Annotated in this window: 14 protein-coding genes; 3 read left to right on the top strand and 11 right to left on the bottom strand. The window is 75.5% G+C overall.

Annotated elements, in window-relative coordinates:
• Positions 1 to 60: 60 nt before the first annotated feature.
• Together ACPC54_RS36660 and ACPC54_RS36655 are read right to left on the bottom strand one after the other, a co-directional pair.
• Positions 61 to 1,629, bottom strand: a complete 1,569-nt coding sequence (locus ACPC54_RS36660) for a PucR family transcriptional regulator (RefSeq protein WP_498971098.1) — start codon at positions 1,627 to 1,629, stop codon at positions 61 to 63.
• Between the two features lie 220 nt (positions 1,630 to 1,849).
• Positions 1,850 to 3,943 (bottom strand): type IV secretory system conjugative DNA transfer family protein, encoded by a 2,094-nt coding sequence (locus tag ACPC54_RS36655; protein WP_498971096.1) that lies wholly within the window; start codon positions 3,941 to 3,943, stop codon positions 1,850 to 1,852.
• A gap of 240 nt (positions 3,944 to 4,183) precedes the next feature.
• Between ACPC54_RS36655 and gabT the strand changes: the two genes are divergently transcribed.
• Positions 4,184 to 5,524 (top strand): 4-aminobutyrate--2-oxoglutarate transaminase, encoded by a 1,341-nt coding sequence (gene gabT / locus ACPC54_RS36650; RefSeq protein WP_498971094.1) that lies wholly within the window; start codon positions 4,184 to 4,186, stop codon positions 5,522 to 5,524.
• Positions 5,525 to 6,051: 527 nt separating this feature from the next.
• Positions 6,052 to 6,693 carry a phosphatase PAP2 family protein gene (locus ACPC54_RS36645; RefSeq protein ID WP_498971092.1) on the top strand — a complete coding sequence of 214 codons (642 nt, stop codon included), beginning with the start codon at positions 6,052 to 6,054 and terminating at the stop codon, positions 6,691 to 6,693.
• Here ACPC54_RS36645 and ACPC54_RS36640 read toward each other — a convergent pair.
• Positions 6,666 to 6,998, bottom strand: coding sequence for a DUF2218 domain-containing protein (locus tag ACPC54_RS36640; RefSeq protein ID WP_498971090.1), 333 nt, complete (start codon positions 6,996 to 6,998; stop codon positions 6,666 to 6,668). The genes ACPC54_RS36645 and ACPC54_RS36640 overlap by 28 nt on opposite strands.
• A 167-nt stretch (positions 6,999 to 7,165) precedes the next feature.
• On the opposite strand from ACPC54_RS36640, the gene ACPC54_RS36635 reads away from it, so the two are divergent.
• Entirely contained in the window at positions 7,166 to 7,774 is a 609-nt protein-coding gene (locus tag ACPC54_RS36635) for a MarR family winged helix-turn-helix transcriptional regulator (protein WP_498971088.1), read from the top strand.
• A gap of 48 nt (positions 7,775 to 7,822) precedes the next feature.
• Here ACPC54_RS36635 and ACPC54_RS36630 read toward each other — a convergent pair whose 3' ends face one another.
• The 8 genes from ACPC54_RS36630 to ACPC54_RS36595 all read right to left on the bottom strand — a co-directional run bounded on the left by ACPC54_RS36630 (position 7,823) and on the right by ACPC54_RS36595 (position 18,884).
• Complete coding sequence (locus tag ACPC54_RS36630) at positions 7,823 to 8,584, bottom strand: ZIP family metal transporter (protein ID WP_498971086.1); 762 nt, start codon at positions 8,582 to 8,584, stop codon at positions 7,823 to 7,825.
• Positions 8,585 to 8,868: 284 nt separating this feature from the next.
• Positions 8,869 to 10,584, bottom strand: coding sequence for a restriction endonuclease (locus ACPC54_RS36625; protein WP_498971084.1), 1,716 nt, complete (start codon positions 10,582 to 10,584; stop codon positions 8,869 to 8,871).
• Positions 10,585 to 10,742: 158 nt separating this feature from the next.
• Positions 10,743 to 12,560, bottom strand: a complete 1,818-nt coding sequence (locus ACPC54_RS36620; protein ID WP_498971082.1) for a hypothetical protein — start codon at positions 12,558 to 12,560, stop codon at positions 10,743 to 10,745.
• A 244-nt stretch (positions 12,561 to 12,804) separates the two neighbouring features.
• Positions 12,805 to 13,461 (bottom strand): YigZ family protein, encoded by a 657-nt coding sequence (locus ACPC54_RS36615; RefSeq protein ID WP_498971080.1) that lies wholly within the window; start codon positions 13,459 to 13,461, stop codon positions 12,805 to 12,807.
• Between the two features lie 93 nt (positions 13,462 to 13,554).
• Positions 13,555 to 14,844 carry a DUF6986 family protein gene (locus tag ACPC54_RS36610; RefSeq protein WP_498971078.1) on the bottom strand — a complete coding sequence of 430 codons (1,290 nt, stop codon included), beginning with the start codon at positions 14,842 to 14,844 and terminating at the stop codon, positions 13,555 to 13,557.
• Between the two features lie 86 nt (positions 14,845 to 14,930).
• Positions 14,931 to 16,607, bottom strand: a complete 1,677-nt coding sequence (locus tag ACPC54_RS36605) for a DUF2637 domain-containing protein (RefSeq protein ID WP_498971076.1) — start codon at positions 16,605 to 16,607, stop codon at positions 14,931 to 14,933.
• A 253-nt stretch (positions 16,608 to 16,860) separates the two neighbouring features.
• The gene (locus ACPC54_RS36600; protein ID WP_498971074.1) at positions 16,861 to 17,526 is read right to left on the bottom strand and encodes a response regulator transcription factor; all 666 of its coding nucleotides are present in this window, start codon (positions 17,524 to 17,526) and stop codon (positions 16,861 to 16,863) included.
• Entirely contained in the window at positions 17,478 to 18,884 is a 1,407-nt protein-coding gene (locus ACPC54_RS36595; protein ID WP_498971072.1) for a sensor histidine kinase, read from the bottom strand. The genes ACPC54_RS36600 and ACPC54_RS36595 overlap by 49 nt, the downstream gene beginning before the upstream one ends.
• Positions 18,885 to 19,141 lie beyond the last annotated feature (257 nt).

Raw genomic sequence — 19,141 nt, 5'->3', positions numbered from 1 at the left:
CCCGTCCAGACCCGTCTGGCCGCAGCACCGGAACGCGGCGCCCCCACCGGAACGCGGCGCCTACTCCTCGCCGGAGCGCAGCGCCAGCCACAGCTCCATCCGCACGTCCGTGTCGTCCAGCGAACGGCCCAGCAGCTCCTCGACCCGGCGCATCCGGTACCGCAGCGTGTGCCGGTGCACCCCCAGATCGGCCGCCGCCGCGTCCCACTGCCCGTGCCGCGACAGCCACGCCCGCAACGAGGCCACCAGGTCACCGCGCGCCGTCCGGTCGTGCTCGCGCAACGGCCGCAGCAGCCCCTCCGCGAAGGCCGTCACCGCGTCCTCGCCCAACAGCGGCAGCAGCGACCCCGCGCCGACCTCCTCGTGGTCCACCGAACGGCGGCCGCCGCGCAGCGCCACCGCCAACGCCCGCTCGGCCTGCGCGTGCGCCGTCCCCGCGTCCTCCAGCGCCGCCGGCGCCGACACGCCCAGCGACAGGCCCTCGTGCTCCTCCACCGCCCCCAGGCAGGCCCGGTGCACCGCGCCGTGGTCCAGCGCCAGCACCACCAGCCGCGGCCCCTGCGCCCCCTCCTCCCGGGCCACCAGCAGCTTCTCGCCGACCCGGCCGCCCGCCTGCTCCGCCCGGTCGCCCAGCTCGCCCAGCGCCTCCGCCGCATCCGCGGCCGCCGCCCCGGCCCCCGCCACCAGGACCCGCACCGTCCCCTCCGGCAGCCCGCCGAACAGCCCCGCCGCCACCTGGCGCGCCGTCGCCACCTCGCCGGCCAGCACCATCCGCAGCAGCGCCGCGCCCATCCGCTCCTCCGCCTGGCGCAGCTCGCGCGAACGCTCCAGCGTCAGCGTCAGCAGCGCCACCGCCGCGTTCAGCACGTACCGCTCGGTCGGCGTGATCCGGTCCTCGGTCCCCACCGCCAGGAAGCCCCGGGCCCGCCGGTCCGCCCCCAGCGACTGGACCACCACGTAGTCCTCGTCCGCCGTGTCTATCCCGGGCGAGCGCCCCTGCAGCGCGGCACTCGACGGCGCCGGCCGCCGACGCAGCCGGTCCACCTCCGCCGCCAGCCGCCCCGCCCGCCGCGCCGCCCAGTCCGGCGCCACCACCGACAGCGCGCCCGACCCGTCGTACAGCGCCGCCCAACCACCCAGCCGCGCCGCCAACCGGCGCACCACCGCCGTCGTGCCGTCCTTGCCCAGCGCCGCCCGGGTCAGCTCCTCCTGCGCCTCGAAGCTCGTCGTCACCGCCTCGTACTGCTCCGCGGCCAGCGCCGCCGACACCACCTTGCTGATCGCGATGAACGGCGTCGGCTCCGGCACCCGCAGCAACGGCAGCCCCCGCTGCGCCGCCGCGTCCACCAACGGCTGCGGCACCTCCGTGTGCGACAGCCCCACCCCCAGGCCCAGCCCCACCACCCCGGCATCGGCCAACCGGTGCACGTACGCCTGCAACTGCGCCGCCGTACGGCCCAGCTTGATCCCGGTGGTGAGCAGCAGCTCGCCACCCTCCAGGAACGGCGTCGGATCGTCCAGCTCACTGGTGTGCACCCAGCGGACCGGCCGCTCCAGGTGGTCCGCACCGGCGAGAACCGTCAGGTGGAGCGAGGTGTTGCGGACGACGGAGGCGAGTGTGGGGGGCATGGCACCTTCGAAGGATCGACCTGACCGCGCCATTGCGGCCGGGCGAGGAGAGGGACGTGGGACTGGTGAGGGTCTCTCCCCTTCATTATGGACGCCCCGGACAACCCGCACTGCCGAATCCACCTCGAAGGCGACTTCCGCCCGGCGGGCCACCCGTGCCCGGCGCGGCCCCGGGCCCTGCCGGGCTTCAGCTCCGGTTCAGCCCTGGTTCAGCACCGCTTCAGCTCCGCAGATCCACCAACAGCGGTGGCACCTGCTCCCCCGACACCGCCGTCAACGACACCACCGCGTGCCCCGCCGGCAACGCGTGCGCCAGATCCGACGGGGACCACCGCAGGCGCTCCACATCCCGCGTCGTCACGGACTCCGTCTGCGCCGTCGTCCCCGACAACGCCTTCCGCCCGAGCCGACCGGCCCGCCTTATGACACCGCCCGAGGTGTCGGGGGTGTGGGTGACCGCGGTCTCCTGCACCAGGTGCGTCCCCCAGGCCTCCGAGAACAGCCGGCCGTCCCACGGCGCGATCCCCGGGAACGCCATCCGGCAGCCGACCGCCCCGAACAACGGCGCCCGCAACGCCTCCGGCAGGTCCACCAGCGTGCGCAGCAGCAGCACCGCGCCCGCGTTCGCCCCGCGCATCCGCTGCAACCCGCGCACCGCCGTCGCGTCCAACGCCGCCGAGGCGTCGTCCACCACCAGGCCGGCGAACAGCGACCGGTCCTCGCGGACCCCGGCCGCCTGCACGAACTGACCCACCACCAGACGCGACAGCATCCGGGCGGCCTCCGGGCTGCCGCGCTCCGGCAGCTTCACCCGCACCCGCAGCGGGTGGTCCAGCACCCGCATCGCGAACGGCGGCCGGCCGGTGCCGTCTGTCGCGAACGCGCCCTCGAAAGCGGGCCGGTCCAGCAGCGCCAGCCGGTCCGCCAGCAGCGCCCCCGGATCGTCCGCCCGGCCGCGCTGGCGCTCCCGGTGCTCCAGGTCCCGCTCGTACGCGGTCAGCCGGCCCGCCACCCCGAGCGCCTTCACCAGGGCCGCCAGCGCGTCCGGATCCCCGCCCAGCAGCGCCCGCAGCTCGCGCACCCCCGGGTAGCGGCCGTACGCGGCGTGGAACGGGCCCACCACCTGCTGGAGCGCGGTGCGGGCGTGCTCCGCACGGGCCGTCAGCTCGTCCGGGAGCAGCGCCTCGGCCAGCCGGGCGGCCGCCTCGTCCGGATCCTGCGCCGCGCCGTACAGGTCCAACCCGTACACCGAGCCCGGGTCGCCGGGCGCGATCACCACGTCGTACCAGGCGTCGGGGCCGAGATCGGCGTCCGCCGCCCCGACCACGACGACACAGGCCGTGCCGGCCAGGGCCTGCAGGCACAGCGCCTCGGCCACCGGGCGGGCCAGCCGGGCCGTCTTCCCGGTGCCCGCCGGGCCGACCGCCAGCAGCGAGGTGCCCAGCACCGCCGGGTCCAGCGCGAAGCCGGCCGCCCGGTGGTCCACCGGGTTCTTCGGCACGTCCTGGGCGGTGCCGAGCCGCACCTGGCCCAGCAGCAGATCGTGCCGCTCGGTGCGGGCGGGCAGCTCCCGCATCTCCGACGGGTGCGCGAAGGCCGCCGCCCCGCGCGCCGCCACCTGGTCGACGAAGGCCGGCACGAACACCCGGTCCGCCTGCGCCGACTCCCAGGCGCGCTGGATCCGCACGTAGTCGATGTCCCCGACCGGCTCCGCCTCCAGCCGCGCCGCCGCCTCGGCCGCACCGCCCTGCCGCAGCCCGTCCCACGGGTCCTGCCCCCGGGCCACCTCCGCGGCGGCCCCGTCCGCCGGGTCGGCCGCCTCCTGCGTCACCGCCCGCGACAGCAGCGGAGCCACGTACCGGCGCCACACCTCGGGCCAACGGCCCATCCGGCCGAAGACCTTGATGACGATGCCGATGACGAGGGCATTGACCACGAGGAGCGTGAGCATGGCCTCGGACTCGGACGGTGAGGCGAGCGGACCGATGCCGGTCTGCCCTCCGAACCACACCAGTACGTAGGTCAGGAGCTGTGTGCCATAGAGATAGGCCAGCCACCCCACCACCGCGTTGAGCACCGCCCGCAGCAGCAGCGGCCAGGTCGCGACCCGTGCCGCCTCCGCTCGTTCCGGGTCGATCCGGTGGTAGCCGAGCCGGTAGATGCCCGGTTCGGCCGCGGGGCGGGGGGCGCAGGCCCAGGTGGCGAGGTCGAAGGAGGAGGCGGCGGGGTCGCCGGGCCGCTGGTGCGGCAGGGGGGTCGGGGGGCGGCTGGTGGTGGTGCGCTCGCCGTGGTGGTGTGCCCCGTCCTGTGCCATGTACGGCCCCGCTCCCTCGCCCGCCCGGTCCGACCGCCGTCGGTGCCGCCATACCCATGCCGCCGCGCCGGCGACACGCCCGCGCTCAGGGTAGTGGAGCCGGGTCTGCGGGTAGTCGCGCCACCCGTGCTGGCCGTGCCGGACAAGTCGGACGGCTCAGTGCTACCGAGTGGCGCATGCCGGGCCGGTGAGGGCGGCCGTAGCCTGCGAAGCACCGAGCCGAGAAGTCTGGAGAACCCCATGAGCGCCGCAACGCCGCTCCCGCAGGAGCGCCGCCTGGTCACCGCGATCCCCGGTCCGAAGTCGCAGGAGCTGCAGGCCCGCAAGCTGGGTGCGGTGGCGGCCGGTGTCGGCACCACCCTGCCGGTGTACGTGTCCCGCGCCAACGGCGGGGTGCTGGAGGACGTGGACGGCAACTCGCTGATCGACTTCGGTTCCGGCATCGCCGTGACGAACGTCGGCAACAGCGCCGAGGCCGTGGTGGCCCGAGCGAGCGAGCAGCTGGCCGCCTTCACGCACACCTGTTTCATGGTGACCCCGTACGAGGGTTACGTGGCCGTCGCCGAGCAGCTGAACGAGCTGACCCCGGGTGACCACGAGAAGCGCACGGCGCTGTTCAACTCGGGTGCCGAGGCGGTGGAGAACGCGGTGAAGATCGCCCGCGCCTACACCAAGCGCACCGCCGTCGTGGTGTTCGACCACGGCTACCACGGCCGCACCAACCTGACCATGGGCCTGACGGCGAAGAACATGCCGTACAAGCAGGGCTTCGGCCCGTTCGCCCCGGAGATCTACCGGGTGCCGGTGGCCTACCCCTACCGCTGGCTGACGGGTGCCGAGAACTGCGCCGCCGAGGCCGCCGCGCAGGCGATCGAGGTCATCACCAAGCAGATCGGCGCCGAGAACGTCGCCGCGATCATCATCGAGCCGATCCAGGGCGAGGGCGGCTTCATCGAGCCGGCCAAGGGCTTCCTGCCGGCGATCGTGGAGTTCGCGAAGGCGAACGGCATCGTGTTCGTCGCGGACGAGATCCAGACCGGGTTCTGCCGCACCGGCCAGTGGTTCGCCTGTGACGACGAGGGCATCGTCCCGGACCTGATCACCACCGCGAAGGGCATCGCCGGCGGTCTGCCGCTGGCCGCGGTGACTGGCCGCGCCGAGATCATGGACGCCGCGCACGCGGGCGGCCTGGGCGGCACCTACGGCGGCAACCCGGTGGCCTGCGCGGCCGCGCTGGGCGCCATCGAGACGATGAAGGAGCAGGACCTCAACGGCAAGGCGCAGCGGATCGGCGAGATCATGCTGGGCCGCCTGCGGGCGATGCAGGAGAAGTACGAGATCATCGGCGAGGTCCGCGGCCGCGGCGCGATGATCGCGATCGAGCTGGTGAAGCCGGGCGGCAAGGAGGCGAACGCGGAGGCCACCGCGGCCATCGCCAAGGCCTGCCACGCCGAGGGCCTGGTGGTGCTGACCGCCGGCACGTACGGCAACGTGCTGCGCTTCCTGCCGCCGCTGGTGATGCCGGAGCACCTGCTGAACGAGGGCCTGGACATCCTGGAAGGCGCGTTCGCCGCCGCCTGAGCGGCGCCGCCGGCCAGGTGGCGACTCCCGCCGGAGGGTTGTCCGGACAGCGCTGAACGGCCCGTGGGGACCTCTGGTCCCCACGGGCCGTTCGGTTGTCCGGGGAGTGTCCCGGCGGGGTGTCCCGGGGGATTCGCCGGGGTGCCCCGGTGGTCGGCGCAAGAGACCGGTTCGGCGACCGTGGGGTTGCCCGGCGCGGGGTGAAGATGATGTGCGGAATCGCTGAAGGCGCTCGGCCGGGAAGGACGGGTGACGTAGTGTCATCACAGATGGACAGCGAGCCCCAGCCCCTGGCTGAGCCGCCTGCGCAGCCGCCCCCGGTGGCGGGATCGCGGGCGCACGGCACGGACAACCAGGCCGCCCCGGGAGGGTCGGCACACACCGAAGACCGATCGACCGACCGTCCGACCCACACCCCCCGGGGCGCACGGAACGGCGATCATCCAAGCCGCCCCGGAGCTCTCCCCCCTGCTCCGGGGCGGCTGTCCGCTGCCCTGGGCCGGGCGGCCCGCTCGGTCGCGGTTCCGGTGGTCGCGGCGGTGCTGCTGCTGGTGGTGTCCTGGCAGGTGGTGGTGGACGGGCCGCTGCTGGGGCTGGACCGGGCGGTGCGCGGCGCGGTGCGGTCGGCCCGCCCGAACGCCGTCCTCGACCCGCTCGGCCACGCCCTGTCGGACCTGGGCAGCGGTGTCCCCGCCGTGCCGGTGCTGCTGGCGTGCGGCGTGCTGGCTTCCTGGTGGTGGCGGCGGGCGGGGGCGGCGCGCTGGTGGTGGCCGCTGCCGGCGGCCGCAGCGACGGCGCTGCTGATCCCGCTGCTGGTGGTGCCGGCGAAGACGGCGTTCGCCCGGCCGGGCCCGCTCGGGGAGCCGCTGACGCCGGAGCAGTGGGGCTGGTACCCGTCCGGGCACACGGCGACGGCGACGCTCTCGTACGGGGTGGCGGCGCTGCTGCTGGCCCGGGCGGCCGGGCCGCGGACGGCCCGGGGGCTGACGGCGGGTGCGGTGGCGCCGGCGCTCGGGGTGGGCGCCGGGCTGGTGTGGAGCGAATTCCACTGGCTGTTGGACGTGGTGGCCAGCTGGTGCCTGGCCGTGCTGGTGCTGTGGGCGCTCGACCGGTGGCTGCCCCGGCCGAGCGGCCGGGGGTCTCAGGCCTCGGGGTCGTCGTTGCGGTGAACGAGACCGGCCTCGCCGTTGTCGCGGTGCCAGGCGACGACGAGTTCGTCGCGGGCGCCGAAGCGGACGAGGTGGCGGCCGACGACGTCCTCCAGGCCGGGCAGGTTCTCGCGCTCGCCCTCGACGACGAGCAGCAGGGCGTCCGGCTGGGCCTCCAGGGTGGCGGTGCCGGCGCCGAAGACGAGGGTGCCGCGGCCGGTCTCCTCGGAGAAGGTGGCCTCGATCTTGCGGCCCATGTGGGCGGCGAGCTGCTTGGCGTAGCGGGCGGGGCGGTCGGTGGCGACGCGCGCCTCGGAGCGGGGCATGGGCCCTCCAGATTCGGGGAGGGAACTTAGGGTCCCCTCACTCAGGGACAAGCTAACCCAGATACTGAGCTTGACTCAACATTTTTCCGGACGCTTCTCCACCACCGGCCACGGGTCCCGGACCGGCGCCGATACGCTTGGGCGGACGCCTGCCGAGGAGACCGCCCATGACCACCACGCCGACCGACGACCCGGCGGGCGCCCCGACCGACGACCAGGCGGACGACGGTACGGGTGAGCAGGCCCGTGAGCAGGCCGGTGAGCAGGCAGGTGAGCAGGCCGGTGAGCAGTTGGACGCCGCCGAGCTGGCCGACGCGATGACCAGGGCGATCAAGCGCATCCGCCGCCGCACCGGCGAGCGCCTGGACCCGTACGGCATCACCCCCGGCCAGGCCCGGGCGCTGCGCACGCTGGCCCACGCGCCCGGCTGCGAGCTGCCGGACCGCGCGATGCGGCTTAGCGACCTCGCCGACAAGCTGCACATCGCCCCGCGCTCGGCGACCACGGTGGTCGACGCGCTGGAGGAGGCCGGCCTGGTCGAGCGCAGCCCGGACCCGGCGGACCGGCGGGCCGTGCGGATCCTGCTCACCGAGGCCGGGCGGGCGGCGGTCGAGCGGATCGGGAAGGTCCGCGACGAGGTGGCGCAGGAGTACTTCGGCGAGGTCAGCCCCGCCGACCAGGCGGTGCTGCTGCGGGTGCTGCGCTCCGCCGAGGTGCGCTTCCTCGCGGCCGGGCCGCCGCGGCGGCCCGCGCAGCCGGGCGGTGCGGCGCGCTGAGCCCGGCCGCGGCGCGGCCCGCCCGGGCGGCGGGCCCGGGGGCGCGCCTCAGTTGGCGAGGCCGATCACCAGCCACATGAAGCCGACCCCGGCGAGGGTGCAGAGCAGGGTGCTGCGGGACGGGTGCGGGCTGTGCGCCTCGGGGAGGATGTCGGAGGTCGCCAGGTAGAGCAGGAAGCCGGAGAAGAAGCCCAGGTAGAGGCCGAGCAGGTGCTCCGGGATGGTGAAGGCCAGGGTGATCGCGGCGCCGGAGACCGGTGCGAGGGCGTCCGCCGCGAGCAGGGTGAGGGCCCGCCGCCGGTTGTTCCCGTAGAGCCGGGTGATCGTGTACGTGTTGAAGCCGTCCGCGAAGTCGTGGGCCACCACGGCGATGGCGACGACGGTGCCGACCGTGGTGCCGGCCTGGAAGGCGGCGCCGATCGCGAAGCCGTCCATCACGCTGTGCCCGACCAGGGCGAGCGCGGCGGTCAGGCCGAGGCCCTGCCGCCCCTCGCGGCGCCCGTGGTGGTGGCCGCCGTGACTGTGCTCGGCGTACTCGCCCTCGTGGCCGCGGTGGATGGCGACCGCGCGCTCGACCACGTGGATGGTGAGGAAGCCGGCCGCGAACATCAGCAGCGCCTGCGGTACGCCGTGCACCTCGTCGGGGGCCTGGTGCAGCGCCTCGGGCAGCAGGTCGAGGGCGACCACCCCGAGCATCAGGCCGGCCGCGAAGCCGAGCACCAGGTGGCGGCGGTCGCCGGTGCGCTGGGCGACGAAGCCGCCGATCAGTGTCATCAGGAAGGCGCCGGCGGCGACGGCGACGGCGGTCATCGGGCCGCCTCCGCCGGCTGCCCGGACGCCTGCGTCGGCCCGGCCGTCTTCCTGGTGCCGCTGTACGGTCTGCCGAGCGCTCTGCCCATGCCTCTCCCCCCGGGGTCCGCCCGTGGCCGGGCCGACCGCCGACCGTACCGGACGGCCGTTCGACGAAGAGCGGCCGGGGTACCGTCCGGCCGGGCCCGCTCCTCAGCCTCCGGGCGGGGGTGGTGCGGCGCCCGCCGGGCGGGCCGTCGGGGTGAGCCGCCGTCGCGAGGGGCCGGGCCCGGGCCCGGGGCGGCTCAGGAGACCGAGCGGCCGGTGCCGAACGGCAGGCCGAGGTGGGTGCGGGCGAGTTCGCGCAGGCCGTCGCCGTCGACCAGGTGGATGTGCCGGTGGCTCTCCTCGGCGGTGAGGTCCAGGGCCCGGTCGGTGAAGTGGCCGGTGGTCAGCCGCAGGCCGCGCTCGACGGACTCCTCGCGGACGCCCTCGGCCAGGGTGGCGATGTGGTCGGTGCCGACCGGTTCGGCGTCCCGGGAGGCCCAGACCATCCAGCGGCCCGGCAGCGCGCTGCCGGGCGTGCCCTCGGCGGTGGCGACCAGCCCGGCCGGGCCGCGCAGCCGCACGCTCCACTCCGTCAGACCGCCCCGGGTGAGCAGGTCCCGCACCAGTTGGGCGAACTCGTTGGCGGACAGGTCGGCCGCGGCGGGCACCGCGGCGCCGGCCCGGGCGGCGGGCTGGACGGCGGCCCGGGCGTACGGGTCCGGGGTGACGGCGGCGCCGAGCTGGCGCAGCCGCACGAGCGCCTCGTCCTGCTCGGCGTCGGCGTAGACGCCCTCGTCGTCGCGTTCCTCGTACGGCGCGGCGGGCGGCAGCAGCCGGGTGCGGGCCAGCGCGTCGCGGTCGGCGTCCACGCTGACCAGGCAGAGCGGCTCGGCGGAACCGGGCTCGCGCAGCCAGCCGTTGAGGACGACCCCGGCGAGTATCTCGTCGGTGTCGACGGCGTCGGCGGCCTGCAGCGCGCGCAGGGCGAGCCGGGCGACCAGTCGCAGGTAGTCGGCGGCCCGGTCGGCGGGCGGGCGCGGCACCGGGGCGATCTCGCCGTCCGGGCCGAGCCGGTAGCCGGTGAGCGAGGGCACCAGGTCGAGCGGCGGCAGGTCGAGGTCGAGGACGGCGGTGCGGGTGAGCGGGCGGAACACCGCGCGACAGGGGGCCGGGAGGTCCTGGGTGGCGGTCTCGGCGGCGGCCAGCGCCCGCTCCAGCAGCGACTCGACGGCGGCCGGCTCGGCCAGCCGGTAGGCCCGGCGGCACTCCTCCAGGCTGTCGTTGTACTCGCGCACGGCGCGGGCGCGGGCCTCCTCGGCCTCCTCGTGGGCACGCCGGGCGTCGTCGGCGGCCGGGCTGCCGGCCTCGGCCCGGCGGGTGCGGAACTCGCGCAGGGCGCGCTGGTGGGTGAGCCGGGCCCGGGCCAGTTCGCGCTGGTAGCCGGAGTCCAGCAGGCGGCGGGAGGGGCCGCTCTCGGGATCGGCCGCGGGCGGCTCGGCGGGGGCGAAGTCCTCCCAGCGGGGCTCGGCCTCGGTGTCCGGGCCGGGGCCGTCCGCCGCGAAGGGGCGGGGCTCGTAGCGGCGCAGCTGGCTCTCGAAGTCCATGGCCGAGACGGGCAGGGCGGCCCGGCGCAGCAGGTCGGCCAGCCGGTCGTGCTCGGTCCGGACGGTCTGCGTGCGGTGGTGGGTCAGGGCGGCGGCCCGGGCGTGCGCCGCGACCGCCTCCTCCTCGGAACCGGACGGGCCGTCACCGGGCGGTGCGGTGGCGCCGTCCGGCTCGGCGGCGGCCTCCGGCTCGGCGGCGGCCAGGTCCGGCTCCGGGGCCCGGGACGGGTCCTGGCCCGGGCCCCGGTCCGCGTCCTGGTCGACGTCCTGGTCGACGCCGAGGTCGTGGAACACCGAGGCCAGGAAGCCCGGTTGGGGGAACTGCGCGGTCGCGCTGCCGTCGGGCCGGCCGTCTGCTGAGTACTGCATCGGTCGTCGTTCCCCCATGCTCGTCCGACACCTGCCCGGGGCGACCGGTGGCCCTTCGGCCACGCCCCTGTCGGACATTGTCCACCGAACCGGCTCGGCGGTCAGCCAGGCCTCCGAGTCGGTCCCGGTCGGCCCCGGGCCGGGGCCGGCCGCGCGCGTTAGTTGGTGCGGGTGTTGGTCAGGTGCAGACCGATGTAGCCGACGTAGATCCGGCCGCTGCCGGAGCAGTCGTCGAGGTAGTGCAGCCGGGGCGCGGTGCGGCCGCCGCCGATCCGCAGGTGGGCGCCCATGAAGGCGCGCCGCGAGGAGTCCACGGACTCCGGGACCGGCAGCATCCGTTCGCGTTTCCACTTGGTGTGGCTGAACACCGTCCGGGACTCCCCGCGCACCGCCTTGCGCGGCGGGAAGCGGTGGCAGCCGGCCGGGGTGTGTTCGCACCACTGCTTGAAGTCGCCGCCGGCCGAGCCGCGCACGGCCGCCTCGGCGTACTCCTGGAGGGCGGTCAGCCCGTCCCAGGCGAGCCGGGCCCAGCCGGCGCCGGTGCACTGCAGCCCGTCCAGGGCGAGTGCGGCCTTCTGGTCGCCGGTGAAGGTGAGCAGCGGGAACTCGGCGAGCCTGGCCATGAGTTCGGTGAAGGTCTCGGGCTTGCCGGAGCGGCCGGCGGGCCCGGTGGACGGCGGTGCGGCCGGGCGCCCGGCCGGGCCGGGCGGGACGGTGCAGTGGCGGCCGGTGAGGGCGCGGGCGGCGGACCAAAGGCGCCCCTCGTGGGCCTCGCGCCGGCCCGTGTGCTCCCGGTGTTCCCGGCGCTCCTGCCGCAGGGTGTGCCGGACCCGCTCCAACTCGTCCGCCCTGGCCTGTTGTTCGGCCCGGTCCTGCCGCTCCTCGCGGGCCAGCGCGGCCAGTTCGCCGGTGCCGGCCGGGCCGGACACGGCGACCGCCTCGCTGCGGGCGGCGGGGGCCGCCGGCGGGGGGACGCGCAGCACCGGGACGGCGGCGAGCGCCGGCGGCAGCGGCAGTTCGGCGGCGAGCCGGCGCGGCTCGCGCGCGAGCAGCCCGGCGGCGCGCCGGACGTCCTGCTCTATTCGGCCCCGGACGAGCACCGGGTGCCGGGCACCGTCCTGCCGGGAGGCCGGGTCGACCTCGGGCAGGTAGGTGCGCACCGCCCCGCCGTAGACGCTGTGGTACTCCAGCGCGACGTTGAACCCGAGCCGGGCGTCGGCGTCCAGCACGTAGGTGGTGGCGAGGCCGGGCAGCTGCAGGCAGAGCGGGCGGACCACCTGCTCGACCCAGTCGTCGAGCTCGTGGTGCGCCGGGACGCTGGCGACCACGGTGGGCAGCCGGCGCTCCGGGTCGCAGAGCTCGTCGATCAGCCCGTCCACCTCGGCGGCCGTGATCACCCGGGGGGCGAGGTGGACGGCGGCCGGACCGTCCGCGGCGTCCAGCAGCGGGAGGAGGGAGTAGGCCAGTTCGGGCACCGGCACCCGGCAGGGGGTGCGCACACCGCTGCCGGTGCTGTGCGTCTCGGCCTCCAGCCGGACCCAGGTGGGGCCGCCGGCCGCGGTGGCCACGGTGAGGGTGAGCTGACCGGTGCCGTGCGGGGCCGGGGTTCGCAGGCGGCGGCGGTCGTAGCGGCCGGCTCCCCGGCCGCCGCGCAGCGGGCCCCGGTCGCGGTCGAGCAGGACGCGGTCGCCGAGGCGGAGGCGTTCGGCCACGGGCTGTTCGGTCGAGGGCGGCTCGGTCGGGAGTGGTCCGGTCGGGGGCGGCTCGGTGGCGGCCCGTCCGGGGTCGGCACGGCGGGCGGGCGGGGGCTCCTCGCAGCCCTCCTGCTTCAGCCAGGAAGCGAGTTGCTCGTCGGCCAGGGCGACGGCCTCGGCGTGCGGGAGCGCGGTGGTGACGGTCATCCGGTAGGGCGTCGCGGGCCCTCGGGGGCCGGCCGGGTCGGTGCCGGTCCGCGACGGGAAGCGGGCTGAGGTCATGCGCGTACCTCCGTGGTGCGGCGTGGGGTCCTGTGTCCTCCATCGATGGGTCATTCGTCCGGTTCTGCCGGAACCTTGCCCAGGAAACGCCACAACCCGGAGCCGAAGTTCCGACTCCGGGACACGTCCCTACGTTCGGGTGAATCTGTTCAAGCGGTACCCCGCGTGGCGCGACGCCTCGGCTACGCCGGGCGACCGCCGGGGAGCGGCCCCCGCCCCCGGTGGCCGCGCCGCACCCGTTCCGTCAGACCGGGACCTCGACGTACGTCCGCCCGGCCGGGACCGCCACCGAGGTGCCGCCGGTCGCCTCGGCCAGCCAGGTGTGGAACGCCGCCACCTCCGGCTCCGGCACGCCCACCTCGATCCGCACCCCGGCGGCCTCGTAGGCGAGGTCGCTCACCGCGTACCCGGCCGCCCGCAGGTCGTTCTCCACCCGCCCGGCGCGCATGTGGTCGGCCGCCACCGCAAGCAGGGCGACCGGCCGGCGCTCCAGCAGGCCGATCTCGTCGACCGCCTCCGACACCGCGCTCCCGTACGCCCGGACCAGGCCGCCCGCGCCGAGCTTGATCCCGCCGAAGTACCGCGTCACCACGGCGACGGTGTCGGTCAGGCCGCGCCGGCGCAGCACCTCCAGCATCGGCACCCCGGCCGTGCCGCCGGGCTCGCCGTCGTCGTTGGAGCGCTCGCGGCGCTGCTCCTCGCCGACCACGAAGGCGGTGCAGTTGTGCCGGGCGTCCCAGTACTGCTTGCGGATGCCGGCGATGAAGGCCTGCGCCTCGTCCTCGTCGGCGACCCGGGCGAGGTGGCAGATGAACCGGGACTTCTTGATCTCGATCTCGTGGCTGCCGGCCCGCCGGATGGTGAGGTACGGCCTGGCGGTGGGTTCCGGCGTGGCGGACATGGCGCGGTGCTTCTCCCGGGAACGGCGACGGCTGGCGACGCCGCCCGAGCACGAGGGGCGGCACCGCCAGCCTAGTTGGCGCGCGGCCGGGGGTCAGCGGCCGGCCAGGGCGTCCAGCCGGGCGCGGTCGAGGCCGGTCAGCGCGGTGACCTCGGCCGGGTCGACGGCGCCGCAGTCCAGGCCGCGCAGCAGGTAGCCGCTGAGCGCGCGGGCGGTGGCGGGCTCGTCCATCACGTCCCCGCCCGTCCTGGCGACGTAGGCGGCCAGCCGGGCGGCGGCGGGCCCCAGGCCCTCCCGGTAGAAGGAGTAGACGGCCGCGTAGCGGGTCGGCAGGTGCGCCGGGTGCATGTCCCAGCCCTGGTAGTAGGCGCGGGCCAGCGAGCGGCGGACCAGGCCGTGATGGAGCCTCCAGGCCGCGTGCACCTGCGCGGTCGAGCCGGTCGGGATCACGTTGGTGGAGCCGTCCGAGAGCCGGACCCCGGTACCGGCCGCGGCGACCTGCATGACCGCCTTGGCATGGTCGGCGACCGGGTGGTCCATGCTCTGGTGGGCCGCGCTGACGCCGCAGGCGGCGCTGTAGTCGAAGGTGCCGTAGTGCAGGCCGGTGGCCCGGCCCTCGGCGGCCCCGATCATCCGGGCCACGGTGGCCCGGCCGTCCGGGCCGAGGACGGCCTGGGTGGTCTCGATCTGGATCTCGAAGCCGAGCCGGCCCGCGGGCAGCCCGGCCCGGCGCTCGAAGTCCTCCAGCAGCCGGACCAGCGCGGTGACCTGCTCGGCGTAGGTGACCTTGGGGAGGGTGAGCACCAGGCCGTCCGGGAGGCCCCCGCCGGCCAGCAGGGTGGCGAGGAACAGCTCCAGCGTGCGGATGCCGCGGGCGCGGACGGACGCCTCCAGGCACTTGATCCGGATCCCGAGGTACGGCGGCGCGGAGCCCTCGGCCACCGCCGCGGCGACCAGCTCGGCAGCGCGGACGGCGGCCGCGTCCTCCTCGGCGTCCGGGCGGGGGCCGTAGCCGTCCTCGAAGTCGATCCGCAGGTCCTCGACCGGCTCGCGCTCCAGCTTGGCGCGGACCCGGGCGTGCACGTCGGCGAGCAGGTCGTCGTCGGCGACGCCGAGGGCGCGGGCCAGCTCGGCCGGGGTCGCGGCGTGGGTGTCGAAGGCCTCCAGCGCCCGGCGGCCCCAGTCCCGCACGGTGTCGGCGCCGAAGGCGTCGGCGGGGACGTAGACGGTGTGCACCGGCTGCCTGGTCCCGGGCTCGCCCGGGTAGCGGCGCGCCAGGTCGGCGTCGACCGGGGCGAGCAGCGCCTCCACGGCGGCCCGGGCGGCGGCGGAGAAGGAGGCTCCGCCCGTCGGACCGTCACCGTCGACCTCGACCTGCGCCATCGCGGCCTCCCATGCCGAACCTTCGCTTCAACAATTTGTTGAGGCGAAGGTAGTCCCGGCGGGATCGGCCGTCAATGGGCGGTCGGTCAGTCCCTCCCGGCGGCCTGGTAGCGCTCGTTCAGCCGCGGGTAGAGGTCGGCGACCTCCTTGGGGTGGACCGAACCGTCCGGCCCCTTGCCGCTGACGCCGTACTCCGTGGTCAGCCACTCGGCGAGGCGCTGGGCGTCGGGCTGGTGGCCGTGGTTGTCGATGTACGAGAGCAGGCCCTCGTACGCCACGTCGAGGTCCAGGTGCGCGGGCGCCGGACCGGACACGGACTGCTCGGCGACGACGGGCTCCTCGACCGGAGCGACGGCCGGCTCCTCGGGGCCCGGGGCCGCCGCGTTGAACCACGGCGAGGACTTGCCGGGCGCCCGGACGGCGGGCGCCACCGGAGCGGCGTCGGCGGGGGTGGGGTGCACCGGGGCCGGGGTGGTCACCGGGCCGGCGGGAGCGGCGGGGGCGGCGGGCACGGCCGGCGCCGCCGGGGCGGCGTCGGGCCGGTGGCCGGCGGGGCGGACCTGGCGTGCGGCCCAGACGTCCAGTTCCTCGCCGCGCTGCTGCGGGGTCTCCTCCGGCTCGCCGGCCGGCTCGGACTCGGCGCGCCGGCGCACGGCGGCCAGCTTCGCCAGCACCGGCCCGGCCACCTCCACGGGCACCGGCGGAACCGTCACCGGAGCGGGGGCCGCGGCTTGCGGTTGCTGCGGCTGGACCTGCTGGGGGTGGGGCTGGGCCTGCTGGGGCTGAGCCGTGACCTGGGCCGGCACCGGCTGGGGCGCCTGGGGGTGCGGCTGGACCTGGGCCTGCGCCTGGATCTGGGGCTCGCCCTGGGCCTGGGGCTGCACGGGTTCGGGGTGAGACTGCGGCTGCGGGTGCTGCGGGTGCAGGGCCTGCTGCCGGAGTTGCTGGTGCGGGACCGCAGCCGCCTCCGCCGGGGCGACGGCCGCGGCGGCCTGGGTCTCCTGGACCTGCTGGACCTCCGGCGCCCGGGCCTCCAGCTCGGGCTGCGGCGTCGTTCCGGCCTCCTTGGCAGCGAGCTCCCGGCCCTCGTCGTCCAGCCGGTCGAGCAGCGCCGGGTCGAGCGGCACGCCGAACTTGGCGAGCTTGAGCGGCAGCAGCGCCTGGATCGGCGCCGAGCGCCGCCAGCCGCGGCCGTACCGGAAGCGCAGCTGCGCCCGGTAGACCAGGCGGTTCTGCTCCAGCCTGATGACCTCGTCGTAGGAGCGCAGCTCCCACAGCTTCATCCGCCGCCAGAGCCGGAAGGTCGGCACCGGGGAGAGGATCCAGCGCATCACCCGGACCGACTCCATGTGCCGGTCCGCCGTGATCGCCGCGATCCGGCCGACCGCGTGCCGGGAGGCCTCGACCACGACGACGAAGAGCACCGGGATGACGGCGTGCATCCCCATGCCGAGCGGGTCACCCCAGGATGCGGCCGCGTTGAACGCGATGGTGGCGACCGTCAGCAGCCAGGCGGTCTGGCGGAGCATGGGGAACGGGATCCGCAGCCAGGTCAGCACCAGGTCGAGCGCGAGGAGCACGACGATGCCGGCGTCGACGCCGATCGGGAAGGCGTAGGAGAAAGCGCCGAAACCTTTCTTTTCCGCCAGCTCGCGCACCGCGTTGTACGAGCCCGCGAAGCCGATGCCCGAGATGATGCAGGCGCCGGCCGCGACCAGGCCGAGCAGGCCGCGATGGGCCTTGGTGAGCGTTGGGCGTGCCATTACGTCTATCAACCCCTGGATGTCGGCTGCTGCCGTACGCTGCCTCGACTGCCGACCGCCGACCGCCGGTCTCCCGTGGTCGGTCGTCGGTGGTCGGGCCTCCGGGACGGCTGGGCGACCTCCGGGCTCGGCTCACCGGAGTTTACTCGTACGCCTGTTTCGGCGTTTCCGCAGCCTGGGCCGTCACCGCCCGGCCGGTCCCCCACCCGGCGGCGCGCCCGGTCCGGCCCCGGGCGGGCGCCCGGGCGAACCGTCAGGCGGTGGGCCCGGCCGTGCCGTTGAGGTAGGTCAGCACGGCGAGCACCCGGCGGTTGGCGTCATCGGCGGGGGCGAGTTCGAGCTTGGTGAAGATGTTGGCGATGTGCTTGGCCACCGCGCCGTCGCTCACCGACAGACGGGCGGCGATCGCCGAGTTCGAACAGCCCTCGGCCATCAGCTCCAGCACCTCGCGCTCCCGCGGGGACAACCGCTGCAGCGGGCCGGGGCGGCGCGAGGTGCTGTGCATCAGCTTCGCGATCACGTCCGGGTCCATCGCCGTCCCGCCGGCCGCCACCCGGCGGACCGCGTCGATGAACTGTCCCGCGTTGAACACCCGGTCCTTCAGCAGGTAGCCGATCCCGCCGGTGCCGTCCGCCAGCAACTCCCGTGCGTACAGCTGCTGGACGTGCTGGGACAGCACCAGAACCGGAAGGCCCTGGATCTCCCGGCGCGCCTTTAGGGCGGCCTGCAGCCCCTCGTCGGTGAGCGTCGGAGGCAGCCGCACATCGACCACGGCGACGTCCGGGCGGTGGGTCAGCAGCGCGTCCAGCAGCTCGGGGCCGGTCTCGACGGCGGCGGCGATCGTGAAGCCGTGCGCTTCCAGCAGCCGGATCAGGCCTTCGCGGAGGAGGTAGAGGTCCTCGGCGAGGACAACTCGCACGGCAGCTCCAGGGTGATAGTGGTCGGACCGCCCGACGTGCTGTCGATGGCGAGGACACCGTCGAAGGTACCCAATCGCCGCTCTATGCCGCGGAGCCCGCTTCCCCGTGACGGATCGGCCACGCCCACGCCGTCGTCCGTCACGGCCACCCGCAGGGAGCCCGCCCGGTACAGGATGTCCACCCATACCTGGTCCGCCCGGGAGTGCTTGGCCGCATTGGTCAGCAGCTCGCAGACGCTGAAGTAGACGGCCGCCTCCACCGGGGCCGGCAGCCGCTCCGGCACGCTCACGCACACCTCGGTCGGCAGCGCGCTGTCCAGCGCCAACGCCCGGACGGCGTCGCCGAGTCCGCGCTCGGCCAGCACCGGCGGGTGGATCCCGCGCACCAGGTCCCGCAGCTCCTGCAGGGCCCGCTCCGAGGACTGCCGGGCGTCGGCGAGGAGCGTGCGAGCCGCGGTCTGGTCGGTGTCCATCAGGTGCTCGATGGTGCTCAGGGTCATCCCGATCGCCACCAGCCGGGCCTGCGCACCGTCGTGGAGGTCCCGCTCGATCCGCCGCAGTTCGGCCGCCTGGCTGCCCACCGCGTCCGCCCGGGTCTCGGTCAACCGGGCCACCCGCTTGGTCAGCTGGGCGTGCGTCGCCCGGCCGTCCTGGTCCAGCACCCGGCGGGCCACGGTGGCGTACGCCCGCACCGCGTACGGCGCGATCAGCACTCCGACCGCGATCATGCCGAGCCCGAGCGCACCGTTCACCAGCAGCGACTCCCTACCGCCGTTCAACGGGCCGCCGAACCGCGGCCCGACCAGGGCGTAGACCGCCCCGAACCCCAGCAGGAAGGCCACCGGCCCGGCCAGCGCGAACACGGCCGCGGGATTGACGAACATCCAGAGGATCTCGCTCCGGGTCGCCCGGTCCCGGAACGCCCAGTGCAGCAGCTGCGCGACCTGCGCGACCGACCGCGAGCGGTGGTACGAGTACCCCGTCCACCAGTGACCGCGCTCGTCCGGCTCCAGCTCCGGACGCGGCTGGTAGACCGCCGGTATCCGGATCCCGTACCAGCCCTCCAGCTGTCGCCGGGTGCCGGCCGCCGGCCGGCGCACGAACAGGGCTCCGCCGACCACGCCGACCCCCAGGAGCCCCGCGGCGATGGCACAGGGCACGACCAGGGCGGAGCGCTGCAGGAGGCCCACCGTGCTCGCCGCGGCGAGCCAGCCGGCCACCAGCGGCAGCACGAACGCCGGCGTCGCCCTCAGGACCAGTGTCGCCAGCCGCAGCACGGCCTCGCCGCCCGCGGCCAGCGCCGCCCCGGCCTGTGTGTGCGTCGAGGCAGCACTCGTTCGCGTCTCTGTCGTCGTCACGGAAGCTCCTGACACCGGTACCGATCGTCGACTCACAGTGTTCACGAACCACCAGGACCCGCACACTGGCCATGACACCCCAGTTCCGAGGTGGACCTAGCACCACCTGCAGGTGTCACGGCAGCACTCGGGGATCGGGGATGCGGTGCCGGCGTTCGCCCCGCCGGAAACGCGAAAAACCCCCATCCGGAATCCGGATGGGGGTTTCTCTGAAGAATTGTTCGGCGGCGTCCTACTCTCCCACAGGGTCCCCCCTG

This window comes from Kitasatospora sp. NPDC094028, from assembly GCF_049543595.1.
In the GTDB taxonomy this organism is placed as follows: Bacteria; Actinomycetota; Actinomycetes; order Streptomycetales; family Streptomycetaceae; genus Kitasatospora.
This window is presented reverse-complemented; position numbering and strand designations above follow the sequence as displayed.